At 66.2% G+C, this 12,267-nt stretch carries 12 protein-coding genes; 7 read left to right on the top strand and 5 right to left on the bottom strand.

The genetic code is table 11. The features are described 5' to 3' along the window. Positions 1 to 17: 17 nt before the first annotated feature. From CAL18_RS14025 to CAL18_RS14015, 3 genes are all read right to left on the bottom strand, one after another. Positions 18 to 980, bottom strand: a complete 963-nt coding sequence (locus CAL18_RS14025; RefSeq protein ID WP_094818085.1) for an NAD(P)-dependent oxidoreductase — start codon at positions 978 to 980, stop codon at positions 18 to 20. Beyond that, the gene (locus CAL18_RS14020; RefSeq protein ID WP_026638664.1) at positions 977 to 1,936 is read right to left on the bottom strand and encodes a Bug family tripartite tricarboxylate transporter substrate binding protein; all 960 of its coding nucleotides are present in this window, start codon (positions 1,934 to 1,936) and stop codon (positions 977 to 979) included. Before CAL18_RS14020 ends, CAL18_RS14025 begins: the two co-directional genes overlap by 4 nt. Positions 1,937 to 2,048: 112 nt before the next feature. Further along, a complete protein-coding gene (locus tag CAL18_RS14015) occupies positions 2,049 to 2,837 on the bottom strand; it encodes a class II aldolase/adducin family protein (RefSeq protein ID WP_026638663.1) in 789 nt (262 codons plus the stop codon). Between the two features lie 218 nt (positions 2,838 to 3,055). Here CAL18_RS14015 and CAL18_RS14010 point away from each other — a divergent pair, with 218 nt between their 5' ends. From CAL18_RS14010 to lon, 3 genes are all read left to right on the top strand, one after another. Then, positions 3,056 to 4,078: an aldo/keto reductase gene (locus tag CAL18_RS14010; RefSeq protein WP_094818084.1), complete on the top strand. Its 1,023-nt coding sequence runs from the start codon at positions 3,056 to 3,058 to the stop codon at positions 4,076 to 4,078. Between the two features lie 177 nt (positions 4,079 to 4,255). Then, a complete protein-coding gene (locus tag CAL18_RS14005) occupies positions 4,256 to 4,663 on the top strand; it encodes an Hsp20/alpha crystallin family protein (RefSeq protein WP_026638661.1) in 408 nt (135 codons plus the stop codon). Continuing rightward, positions 4,660 to 6,999 carry an endopeptidase La gene (lon, locus tag CAL18_RS14000; RefSeq protein WP_094818083.1) on the top strand — a complete coding sequence of 780 codons (2,340 nt, stop codon included), beginning with the start codon at positions 4,660 to 4,662 and terminating at the stop codon, positions 6,997 to 6,999. The genes CAL18_RS14005 and lon overlap by 4 nt, the downstream gene beginning before the upstream one ends. A gap of 77 nt (positions 7,000 to 7,076) precedes the next feature. On the opposite strand, the gene sodC is transcribed toward lon, so the two are convergent. After that, a complete protein-coding gene (sodC, locus tag CAL18_RS13995; RefSeq protein WP_094818082.1) occupies positions 7,077 to 7,607 on the bottom strand; it encodes a superoxide dismutase family protein in 531 nt (176 codons plus the stop codon). A gap of 318 nt (positions 7,608 to 7,925) precedes the next feature. Here sodC and CAL18_RS13990 point away from each other — a divergent pair, with 318 nt between their 5' ends. Continuing rightward, a complete protein-coding gene (locus CAL18_RS13990) occupies positions 7,926 to 9,401 on the top strand; it encodes a SulP family inorganic anion transporter (RefSeq protein ID WP_094818081.1) in 1,476 nt (491 codons plus the stop codon). 72 nt (positions 9,402 to 9,473) lie between these two features. Here the strand turns inward: CAL18_RS13990 and CAL18_RS19950 are convergent, their stop codons facing one another. After that, positions 9,474 to 9,599 carry a hypothetical protein gene (locus CAL18_RS19950; RefSeq protein WP_283163502.1) on the bottom strand — a complete coding sequence of 42 codons (126 nt, stop codon included), beginning with the start codon at positions 9,597 to 9,599 and terminating at the stop codon, positions 9,474 to 9,476. A 170-nt stretch (positions 9,600 to 9,769) separates the two neighbouring features. Between CAL18_RS19950 and CAL18_RS13985 the strand changes: the two genes are divergently transcribed. The 3 genes from CAL18_RS13985 (at position 9,770) to CAL18_RS13975 (ending at position 12,229) form a co-directional block, all read left to right on the top strand. Next, positions 9,770 to 9,997, top strand: coding sequence for a DUF3079 domain-containing protein (locus CAL18_RS13985; protein WP_094797192.1), 228 nt, complete (start codon positions 9,770 to 9,772; stop codon positions 9,995 to 9,997). A 77-nt stretch (positions 9,998 to 10,074) separates the two neighbouring features. After that, complete coding sequence (locus CAL18_RS13980) at positions 10,075 to 11,538, top strand: amidase (RefSeq protein ID WP_094818137.1); 1,464 nt, start codon at positions 10,075 to 10,077, stop codon at positions 11,536 to 11,538. A gap of 112 nt (positions 11,539 to 11,650) precedes the next feature. Further along, complete coding sequence (locus tag CAL18_RS13975) at positions 11,651 to 12,229, top strand: YceI family protein (RefSeq protein WP_094818080.1); 579 nt, start codon at positions 11,651 to 11,653, stop codon at positions 12,227 to 12,229. The last annotated feature ends 38 nt before the right edge of the window (positions 12,230 to 12,267 follow it).

The following is a 12,267-nucleotide window of genomic DNA, read 5'->3' as shown; positions in this document are numbered from 1 at the left end:
CGGCCGCACGCCCGCGGTTACAGGCTGCCGTCCAGCCAGCGCCGCAGATTGTCCAGGAAAATGCGGCGCACCCGCTCGGCATTGCCGTCCGAAAAGCCGGCGCTGTGGGGGGACACGATCACATTTTCCATGTCCCACAGCGGCGAGTCGGCCGGCAGGGGCTCGTGCTGGAACACGTCCAGAAATGCGCCGCGCAGGGCTTGCGCCCGCAGCGCCTGAATCAACGCGGCTTCGTCGATGACGTGGCCGCGCGCGACGTTGACCACCTGCGCATGCGGCGGCAGCGCGGCCAGCGTGCGCGCATCTACCAGGTTGCGGGTCGCGTCGCTGAGCGGGCAGGCCAGCACCAGCCACGCGGCGTCGGGCAGCAACTCTGCCAGGCCGCTGTACGGCACCGTGCGGATGCCCGGCGCGGCGGGCCGGCCGCTGTGGCGCGCCACCGAAATGCGCAGACCCAGGGCCTGCAGCAGCTGGCCGATGCGTTGGCCGATGCCGCCCCACCCCACAATGACGGCGTGCTGCCCGTCGAGATCGCGGGGCATCCACTCGTCGAACAAGGGCGCCCATAGTCGGCGCTGCTGGGCGCGCAACAGGTGGGGCAGATGGCGCGCCAGCGCCAGCAACCCGGCCACTGCCGCCTGCGCCACCACCGCGTCCGAGGCGCCATGCGATGCGGTGACGCGCGCGCCGCGTGCGCGCACTTCCTGGTAAATGTCGCGATCCAGGCCGATGGAATGCACATGCAGCCACTGCAGACGGCGGGCCGCCCGCAGGGCCGAATAAAAGCGCTCGGTGTCGGGATGGATCTCGAACTTGGTGGAACGCCCCGTGATGTCACGCGAAACAAAGGCGACATCGGCCAGCTCGGCCTGGGGGTCGCCCGGATGGCACAGCGTGATGTCGCGGGCCAGCGTTCGCAGCGGCTCGGCCAGCCGGGGCGCTTCCTGTGCGGAGCAAAGAATGCGGACGGGAGCCGTCATTGCGCCTTCACGTCCGCCTGTTGCAGGATTTTCTTCCACTTTTCGTATTCCGCGCGGGTGAAGCGGCCGAAGTCCTCGGGCGAGCCGCCGACCGGGTTGGCGCCTTCGGCCAGCAGCTGTTCGTGCAGGTCGGGTAGCGCCGTGTTCACGCCTTTGTTGATGGTGGCGATCACTTCGGCCGGGGTATTCTTCGGGGCGAAAAAGCCGAACCACGACCCGGCGTCAAAGCCGGCGAAGCCGGATTCCGCCACGGTGGGCAGTTCTGGCAGCGAAGGCGAGCGCGCGCTCGTGCTGACGGCCAGCGCGCGCAACTTGCCGGAACGGATCTGCCCCATGACGGACGGCGCCGTGGCGAACATGAAGTCCAGCCGGCCCGCCATCAAGTCGTTGATCGCGTCGGCGCCTTTATAAGGAATGTGCGTGGCGTCCGGCACGCCCACCTCTTGCATCAGCAGGAAGCTGGACAAATGCGACGACGTGCCTACCCCGGTCGAGCCATAGTTGAGGCTTTTCTTGGACTTGGCATATTCCAGAAAGCCGGCAAAATCCTTGACGGGCAGAGTGGGCGGCACGACCAGCACGTTGGGCACCGTGGCGATCTGCACAATGGGCACCAGATCGGTCAGCGGGTCGTAGCTGAGCTTGCCCAGCGACGGGTTCACCGCGATAGGGCCCACCGAGTCGACGATCAGCGTGTAGCCGTCGGGATCGGACCGCACGACATATTCGGTGCCGATATTGCCGCCGGCGCCGGGCCGGTTTTCGACGATGAACGATTCCGACAGCTGTTGGCCAAGCTTGTCGCTGACGCTGCGCGTGAGCTTGTCGGTCGTGCCGCCCGCCGTAAACGCGACGACGACTTTCACGGGCCGCTCGGGGTAGGCGGCCTGTGCGGGCAGCGCCGCGGCCAGCCCCAGGATGCCGCACGCCAATAGGGAACTGCAGGTCGGGTTCATGATGGTGTCTCTCCGTTGGTTATGCTTATGTTGCGCACGGGCACGCGCGGCGCTGCCGGCGCCGGCGTCACGTGCTGTTGCGGTAATGCGGGCCGTTGCAGCGCCCGCGGCGTCAATCGCGGTAGCTGCTGTCGATACGGTCGAGCTTGCGCAGCAGGGCGGGCCACTCCATTACGCCGTAGGGTCGCCGCGTGCCCGGCTGATAGTTGTTCCAGGTTTCTTCCAGCACGTCGGGCGGCACCTGCTGCAGCGGTTGCTGAGTCGCCTGCGCCGCTAGCTGGGCGCGGCATGCCAGCTCGAGCCGGTGCATCCAGTTGAATGCTTCACCCACTGTGCGGCCCACGGTCAGGGCGCCGTGGTTGCGCAGGATGAGCGCTTCGCCCTGGCCCAGGTCGGCGATCAGCGACGCCTGTTCTTTGGTATCCAGCACCACGCCCTGATAGTCGTGGTAGCCGATCTTCAGGAAGCGCATGGCGGTTTGCGTGGCGGGCACCAGGCCGCAGGCCAGCGACGACACCGCCATCGATGCCCAGCTATGCGTATGGATTACGCAGTTGGCATCGTGGCGGGCGCCGTGGATGGCGCTGTGGATGACATAGCCGGCCTTGTTGATGCCGTAGCCCAGCTCGCCGAAATCCGGCCGGGACAGGATGTTGCCGTCGAGGTCGACCTTGATCAGGCTGGACGCCGTGATTTCTTCGTACATCATGCCGTAGGCATTGATAAGGAACGCGTTGTCCTCGTCGGGCACCCGCAGCGATATGTGGTTGGCCATCATGTCGGCCATGCCGTACAGCTCTACCAGCCGATAACAGGCTGCGAGATCTACGCGCGCCTTCCATTCCGCGTCCGAGCACTTGTCTCGCATGGACGGGATCTGCAGTACGCCGCTCTTGGTCATTGCTTTCCCTTGTTGGATGAATGATATGGCCGGTCCGGCGCCATCGGGATGCAGTGACTGTAAAAGTGATGGGCGCGCCGCGGTAGTCCGCAATCGTAAAGGGCACTTCACGGATCGTGAAGGTGGACGGGACGGCGGCCCAGCAGTGCTGCGTGCCCGCGTCAATCGCGGTACGCTTGGCGCTACCTTCAACTGCATCCGTACAGGAAGTTCACGCCATGAAATACCGCCGTCTTGGTACCAGCAACCTGCGTGTGTCGCCGTTGTGCCTGGGCACGATGATGTTCGGCGAGCAGACGCCCTTTGAGGAAGCGCAGCGTATTGTTGCCTCGGCGCGCGAGGCGGGCGTGAACTTCATCGACACGGCCGATGTGTACAACCAGGGCCGCTCGGAAGAAGTGGTGGGCAAGCTGCTGGGCGGACAGCGCTACGACTGGGTGCTGGCCACCAAAATCGGCAACAGGGTTTCGTCGGCGCCCAACCATTCGCATTATTCGCGTCAGTGGCTCATGCAGGGCGTGCATGCCAGCCTGGCCCGCATGGGCACCGATTACATCGACATCCTGTATTTGCACCGCGACTTTCACGAAGAAAACCTGGAAGAGGCGGTGTACGCGCTGGGCGACCTGATCCGCGCAGGCAAGCTGCGCAGTTTCGGATTGTCGAACTTCCGGGGCTGGCGCATTGCCGAGGTGATACGACTGTGCCGGGAGCTGGGCGTACCCCAGCCAGTGGTGTGCCAGCCGTACTACAACATGCTGAACCGCGGGCCCGAGGTCGAGATCCTGCCCGCTTGCGGCCACTACGGCCTGGGCGTGGTGCCCTACAGTCCCATTGCGCGAGGCGTGCTTACGGGCAAGTACGCGCCGGGCCAGCCGCCTGCTTCGGACACGCGCGCCGGGCGCGGCGACAAGCGCATTCTCGACACCGAATTCCGTCCCGAATCGTTGCAGATCGCGGCGCAGCTTACCGAGTACTGCAAGCAGCGCGGGGTTCTGCCGGGGCATTTCGCCACCGCATGGGTGCTGGCCAACCCGCTGATTTCCGCGGTGATCGCCGGGCCGCGCACACTGGCGCAGATGCAGGACTACTACGGGGCGCTGGAACTCGGCATCACGCCCGAAGAAGAAGCCATGGTCAATGGCTGGGTCGTGCCCGGGCATGCGTCCAGCCCCGGCTACAACGACCCGAGCTACCCGTTTTACGGCCGGCCCACGGCCGTGGCCGAGTCGGCCTCGTAGCTCCTGCCGCCCGGTTGCGTTCGGCGCGCCCGGCGCGCATCATGACATGAGACGGCGCGGGCCCGGCCGCTCAGGCCCCGCGCGCCGGCGCGGCGCTGTGCGCGTGCGCCAGGTGTGCATGGCTTGAAATTTGCTGGCCCGCCGCCAGATACGAACTATGGCCACGAGGGCAAGTTCATGAGATCGCGAGATTTTTCATCCTGGATCTGGGGCGATGCGCTGGCGCTGCTCGAACACGCCGAGCGCCTCAAGCGCCAGGTGCTGCGCGCCGGGTCCGGCGATGCGCCGCACTGGGAACCCCCGGTCGATGTCATCGAGACCGCCACGTCGGTCCTGGTGTATGTGGCGCTGCCGGGGGTGCCCGCCGACACGCTGGTGGTGGCGTTCGACCCGGGCGGCATCACGGTGGCGGGGGTGCGTCCCATGCCCTGCGCGGCCAACGCCCGCATCCACCGCTTCGAGATCCCCTACGGCCGCTTCCGCCGCCGCATCGCGCTGCCGCTGCACGCCCTGGAACCCGCATCGTCCGAATTCGTGGACGGCTGCCTGGTCTTGACCCTGCATAAACTAAGGGAGGCTCCATGAGCGATACCCGCACTTTGCCCGACGACGCGCGCATCATCATTCCGCTGCGCGACGCGGTATTGTTCCCCGGCGTGCTGTCACCGGTGACGGTGCGGCGCGAGTCGTCCGTGGCGGCGGCGCAAGAGGCTGTCAAAACCGAACGTCCGGTGGGCTTCCTGTTGCAGCGCGACCCGGGCAAGGCCGACGTCGGCCCCGACGACCTGCGCTGGGTGGGCACCGAAGGCCCCATCGCCCGCTATATCACCGGGCAGGAAGGCGCGCATCATCTGCTGGTTCAGGGGCAGTCGCGGTTCCGTGTGCTTGAATTCCTGGAAGGCTGGCCCTTCATGGTGGCGCGCGTGGCCGAAATACCCGAAGCACAGGAGCAAGACAGCCAGACCGAGGCGCGCTTCCTGCAACTGAAAGAACAGGCCATCAGCGCCATTGCGTTGCTGCCCAATGTGCCCGATGAACTCATCGGCGTGGTGCGCGGCATTGATTCGCCCGGTTTGCTTGCCGACATGGTCACGCACATGATCGACATCAAGCCGGAACAGAAGCAAGACATCCTGGAAACGTTCGGCCTGACGCGGCGCCTGGATCTCGTCATCGAGCTCTTGGCCGGGCGCGTCGAAGTGCTGCGCCTGTCCAAAGAAATCGGCGAGCGCACGCGCGCCCAATTTGATGAGCGCCAGCGCGAGACCGTGCTGCGCGAGCAATTGCGGCAAATCCAGAAAGAACTGGGCGAAATCGACGACAACGCCGCCGAGGTCGCGCGCCTGAAAGACGCCATCGACGCGGCCGGCATGCCCGAAGAAGTGCTGAGCCACGCGCTCAAAGAACTCGGGCGGCTGCAGCGCATGGGCGAATCCAGCGGCGAATCGGCGATGCTGCGCACGTATCTCGAATGGCTGACCGAACTGCCCTGGAAGCACGAGCCCCCGCCGCCCATCGACCTGGCCGAAGCGCGCAAGGTGCTGGACGAAGACCACTTCGGCCTGGACAAGATCAAGCGGCGCATCCTGGAATACCTGGCGGTGCGCAAGCTCAACCCGCAAGGCCGCAGCCCCATTCTGTGCTTCTCCGGCCCGCCCGGGGTGGGCAAGACTTCGCTGGGGCAATCCATTGCGCGCGCCACGGGGCGTGCCTTCCAGCGCGTGGCGCTGGGCGGCGTGCACGACGAGGCCGAAATTCGCGGCCACCGTCGCACTTATCTGGGCGCATTGCCGGGCAACATCATCCAGGCCATGCGCCGCGCGGGCACCAGTAACGCGGTGATCATGCTGGACGAGATCGACAAACTCGGCGCCGGCGGTTTTCATGGCGACCCGGGCAGCGCGCTGCTCGAAGTGCTGGATCCGGAGCAGAACAGCAAATTCCGCGACAACTACCTGGGCGTGGATTTCGACTTGTCGCGCGTGATGTTCATCTGCACGGCCAATGTGCTCGACACCATACCCGGCCCGCTGCGCGACCGCATGGAGATCATCCAGTTGCCCGGCTATACCCAGGATGAAAAGCTGCAGATCGCCCGGCGTTACCTGGTTCCGCGCCAGCTTGAAGCCAACGGGCTGGCCGCGGGGCAGGCCGAGCTGACTGACGCCGCGCTGGCGTCGATCGTGGGCGATTACACGCGCGAGGCCGGCGTGCGCCAGCTCGAGCGCGAGATCGGGGCGGCCTTGCGCCACGCCGCCATGCAGGTGGCCGAAGGCAAGACTGCGCAGGTGCGCATCGATGCCGCCGACCTGCCGCCCATTCTGGGCGCACAGCGCTTCGAAAACGAAGTGGCATTGCGCACCGGGCTGCCCGGGGTGGCCACCGGCCTGGCATGGACGCCCGTGGGCGGCGACATTCTCTTTATCGAGGCTTCAAAGACGCCGGGCTCCGGCAAACTGATACTGACCGGGCAGCTGGGCGATGTAATGAAGGAATCCGCCCAGACCGCGCTGACGTTGGCCAAGATATGGACGGGCGAATCACTCGAAAAAACCGATGTGCACATCCACGTGCCGGCTGGCGCAACGCCCAAGGATGGCCCCAGCGCCGGCGTTGCGATGTTCCTGGCGCTGGCGTCGTTGCTGTCGGGGCGGCCGGTGCGTTCTGACGTGGCCATGACCGGCGAGGTCAGCCTGCGCGGGCTGGTGCTGCCGATAGGCGGGGTCAAGGAAAAAACGCTGGCGGCTTTGCGCGCGGGGATATCCACCGTGATGTTGCCGCGCCGCAATGCCAAAGACCTGGACGACGTGCCAACTGAAGCGCGCGGCAAGCTGAAGTTCGTCTTGCTGGATCGGATCGAGGATGCGATCCGGTATGCGATCGATGGCCAGGAAGCGCCGCAGGAGGCCGAGACGGTCTGACCATGCGTGCCCGCCCGCGCAGGGGCCGGGCAGGGCGGTGCAGGCGCAACCCGGGGCGGCCGCGCCGCCCCGGCCGATTATTTCGGGATGACGCCGCAGGCGATGCGCCCCCCGCCCCCGCCCAGGGGTTGCGGGTGGTCGCTGTGGTTGTCGCCGCCCGCGTGCACCATCAGGGCGCGGCCCTGCACGTCGGCCAGCTTCAGGCGCGGCGCGAGTACGGGCGTGGTGGCGGTGCCGTCGGCGGATACGTATAGCGCCGGCAAGTCTCCCCGGTGGCCGTCGTCCGACCACGGCGTGCCGTGCTTTTTCGTGCCGTCGGGATCGTAGTGGCCGCCTGCCGCCCCGGCGGGCACGGGCTTGCCGGCCTGTTCCTTGGCGTCGCAGCTGCCGTTCTCGTGTACGTGGAAACCGTGAACGCCGGGAGGCAGGTCTTTCAGGTCGGGCGTGAGCACCAGACCGTATTTGCTGTCGGCCAGCGACACCGTGCCGACTTCGGCGCCCGGGCCCTGGGGGGTGGCTTGGTGTACCGGCACAGTGACCTCGGCGCGCGCAACGGCCGTCATGCCGATAGCGCCGGCCAGCAGCGCGAACTTCAGATAAGACTGCATTGTTGTCTCCCTGGTCGATTGGACAGAAGCAATAGCAAGCAATAGCGTCGCCCCGGGGGGTTGGTATCCAGGGCGACGCATTTCGTAAATGGTAGCGGCAATCCTTCACCGACATCGCTACTGAACGGAGCGATTTGTGACAACGGTACAATGCCGGGCGTCCTGCCGCCTTTGGTACCCCTCCGATGTGACCCCCTACGTCAGTTTTGCCTGATGTCCGCCCGGTAACGGCGCGGGCGATGCGCCTGTTGCGGCAATCCCGCAGTCTTTCCCCTGATGCCCCCGCGTGCTGGCACGCGGCTTCCTGTTTTTGATTTCATGACAATATCGACATTGCGCCGAGACTGGCTCGGTAATGTCCGCGGCGACCTGCTGGCCGGCGTGGTTGTGGCCCTGGCGTTGATCCCCGAAGCGCTGGCTTTTTCGATCATCGCGGGTGTGGACCCCCAGGTGGGCCTGTACGCCGCTTTCAGCATTGCGGTGGTATGCGCCATCGCGGGCGGCCGGCCGGGCATGATTTCGGCGGCCACGGGCGCGGTTGCCCTGGTGATCGCGTCGCTGGTGCGGGACCATGGCGTGCAGTATGTATTTGCCACGGCGGTGCTGGCCGGCCTGTTGCAGATAGGCGCAGGCTGGCTGAAGCTGGGCGCCCTGATGCGGTTCGTGTCGCGCTCGGTGATCACCGGCTTCGTCAATGCGCTGGCCATTCTGATCTTCCTGGCGCAGCTTCCCGAGCTTACCGACATGCCCTGGACGGTGTACGCCATGACGGCCGGCGGGCTGGCGATCATTTATCTGTTTCCGCTCATCAACAAGACCATCCCTTCGCCCCTGGTCTGCATTGTGGTGCTGACAGGGCTGGCGATGTGGCTGGACTTGCCCATACGCACCGTGGGCGACATGGGCGCGTTCCCCGACCAGCTGCCTGCCTTTGCGCTGCCCGCGGTGCCGCTGACGTTGCAGACGCTGAACATCATTTTTCCCTATGCCGTCGCGGTGGCCGCCGTGGGCCTGCTGGAATCGTTGATGACGGCCTCCATCATCGATGACTACACGGACACGCCCAGCTACAAGAACCGCGAATGCAAGGGCCAGGGGCTGGCCAACATCGTGGCCGGCCTGCTGGGGGGCATGCCGGGCTGCGCGATGATCGGCCAGTCGGTCATCAACGTAAAGTCGGGGGGGCGTGGCCGCCTGTCCACCTTTACGGCTGGCGCCGTGTTGCTGGTGCTGGTGGTCTTTCTTGGGCCGTGGGCCAAGCAGATCCCCATGGCGGCGCTGGTCGCGGTGATGATCATGGTATCCATCAGTACGTTCAGCTGGGCATCGCTGCGCAATCTGGCCTCGCATCCCAAATCGTCTTCCGCCGTGATGCTGTCGACGGTGATCGTGGTGGTGGCCACGCACAACCTGGCGCTGGGCGTGCTGGTGGGCGTGCTCCTGAGCGCGGTGTTCTTTGCGTCCAAGGTGCGTGGCGTTCTTACGGTGGAATCGCGGCTGGACGCAGACACCGGCTGCCGCGTGTATGCGGTGCAGGGTCAGGTGTTCTTCGCTTCATCCGAGGCGCTGGTATCGGAGTTTGATTTCAAAGAGGCGTTGCAAAAGGTGCGCATCGACCTGACGCGGGCGCACTTCTGGGATATCACCGCCGTGGATGCGCTGGACCGCGTGGTGCACAAGTTCCGGCGCAACGGTATTGATGTGCAGGTGACGGGACTCAATCGCGCCAGCAGCACCATGGTCGAGCGGTACGGCACGCATCACAAGCCCGGGGCGGCGGCACCGGCGCATTGAGCGGCTCCCCGGAAGGCGCCCCCCGGGAGGCCGGGCCCCCGGAAGGCCGGCCCCCGGATAGGCCGGCCCATTCTAATTGTCTGGAATCAGGCGCTTGCCCAGGCTGATGACTTCGTCCTGGCGGAACGCCAGGGCACTGTAGAAATCCACGCTTGGCTCCAGGCCGGGGCGGGCCGATAACGAGGGCGGCGTTGCCATGCGCGCATGGCAAGACAACAAGTCAGCATACTGCAACGCCGCGGTTCGCCATGGGCAGCGTGGCGCCGCCCGGCATGCCGGAAACGGCCATCAAGTTTGTGCAAGATCAAAGGCAGGGCCGCGCGCGCGGCAGTACCTTGATATCTGTCCTTGCCACTGCCGAGCCGTCCATGGCTAAGAAATTTCCGCTGCACCCCAAGCATCCCGAGCGCGTCTGCTGGGGTTGCGACAAATACTGCGCCGCCGATTCCATGATGTGCGGTAACGGGTCCAGCCGCACCATGCATCCGGCCGAGCTCCTGGGCGACGACTGGTACACCGTGGGCGACTGGGATCTCGGCGAGCCCGCCGCACCGTGTTCCGCCGGCGCGGCGGCAAGCCCCGGCGGGCCTGGCTGATCCGGCGCGGCGCGGCGATCCACGCGCTGGGGTGGGTCGATATACTGGGGGCTTTGCAACTCAGGGGCACGGGCACCATGAATGCTTCGTCCGCCGCCGCGCCGCGCGGCATTGTCGAACTGGATGCAGTCGAGCTGTCTTCGGCCATACGCGAGCGCCAGGTGTCGTGCGCAGAAGTGCTGCAGGCGTTCCTGGAACAGATCGATCGATTCAACCCCCACGTCAATGCCATTGTGGCGGCGCTCGACCGCGCGACGCTGGCGCAACAGGCCGCCGCGCTGGATGCCGAACTCGCGCGCGGCAACTGGCGGGGCCCGCTGCATGGCTTTCCACAAGCGCCCAAAGACATCGTGCCGGCGCGCGGCATGGTCACCACAAAAGGTTCGCCCATCTATGCGGGCCAGGTAACGCAGGCCGATGCGTTTGTGCTCGAGCGCATGCGGGCCGGCGGCGCGTTGTTCATCGGCCGCACCAATAGCCCGGAATTCGGGTTGGGAGGCCATACCTACAACTCCGTGTACGGCATTACGCGCAATGCCTTCGATCCCACGCGCAGCGCGGGCGGCAGCAGCGGCGGCGCCGGCGTGGCCGTCGCGCTGCGCATGCTGCCCGTGGCCGACGGGTCCGACATGATGGGGTCGCTGCGCACGCCGGCGGCCTTCAACAATGTCTATGGCTTTCGCACGACACCGGGCTGCGTGCCATATGGGCCCGCCGACGAGGTGTTCTTCCAGCAGTTCAGCGTCTGCGGGCCCATGGCGCGCAACGTGCCGGACCTTGCCCTGCTGCTGTCGGCGCAAGCGGGTTTCGATGCCCGGCACCCGCTGACGCGGCGCGGCGATGACCCGCGGCGGTTCGCCGACGCGCTCGAGCGCGATTGCCGGGGCCTGCGCGTGGGCTGGCTGGGCGACCTGGGCGGGCATCTGCCTACGGAACCCGGGCTGCTGCAGGTGTGCGAGCAGTCGCTGAGTCATTTTCGTGCCATCGGCTGCCAGGTCGATGCCGCGTCGCCCGCATTCGATATGGAACGGCTGTGGCGCGCCTGGCTGGATTTGCGCAGCTTTACTTTCGCGGGCGCCAATGCCGGTCTGTACCACGACTCGCGCACCCGCGCGCTGCTGAAGCCCGAGGCGGCATGGGAGATAGAACGCGGCTTGAAGCTGTCGGGCGCCGATGTGTATCGCGCCGCCGTGGCGCGGTCGGAGTGGTACGGCGCAGTCCGGCAACTGTTCGGGCAGTTCGATTATCTGGTGCTGCCGGCCGCCCAGGTTTTTCCCTTCGATGCCGAAATGTACTGGCCGGCCTCGGTGGGCGGGCGCGAGATGGACACCTACCATCGCTGGATGCAAGCCGTGGTGCCCGCGACCATGGGCGGCCTGCCCGCGCTGGCCGCGCCAGCGGGTTTCGGCGCCGGCGGCCTGCCAGCCGGCATCCAGATCATCGGGCCTGCGCAGCACGACCTGGAAGTCCTGCAGCTGGGCCTGGCCTACGACCGCGCCAGTGGCTACAGTCGCATGCGCAGCCCATTGCTGCAGGCGTGATGCAAGGGCGGCACATGCCCGCCCGCATTGAACTGAAGCACGAATTCGCGGTCTCTTATCGGCATCCCGGCGCGTCATCCCGGTCATGCGTCGCGACCTTGGAGCCAGAACTATGAAGTTGATTTTTCCCATCATGCTGTCGGCCGCCGCCCTGGCCACGCCCGCCGCCGCCGAGCCGGTTACCTACGACATCGATCCTTCGCATACCTATCCCAGCTTCGAGGCCGACCACCTGGGCGGGCTGTCGACCTGGCGCGGCAAGTTCAACAAGACGTCCGGCGTCATTGTGCTGGACCGCGCGGCCCGCACCGGCACCATAGACATCACCGTGCAGATCGACTCGGTCGACTTCGGACACGACGAAATGAACCGCCATGCCGTGGCGCCGGATATCTTCGACGCTGCCCGCTACCCCACGGCAACTTTCAAGGGCCGGTTCACCGAGTTCGACGGCGACCGTCCCGAAACGGCGGTGGGCGAGTTCACGCTGCGGGGCGTTACCCGTACGCTGGAACTCGACATCGACGATTTCAAGTGCATGCACCATCCCCTCGAAAAGCGCGAGGCCTGCGGCGCCGATGTGTCGGCGTCGTTCAACCGGGGCGACTACGGGCTGGATTTCGGCCGGGACATGGGTTTCAAGCCCGAGGTCGAACTCGAGATCCAGGTCGAGGCGCTGCGCCGCCCCTAGCGCGGGGCCGTGAAGCAGGAATGGCATTTGCTGCGTGG

It is taken from the genome of Bordetella genomosp. 7, assembly GCF_002261415.1.
Classification (GTDB): domain Bacteria; phylum Pseudomonadota; class Gammaproteobacteria; order Burkholderiales; family Burkholderiaceae_B; genus Bordetella_A.
This window is presented reverse-complemented; position numbering and strand designations above follow the sequence as displayed.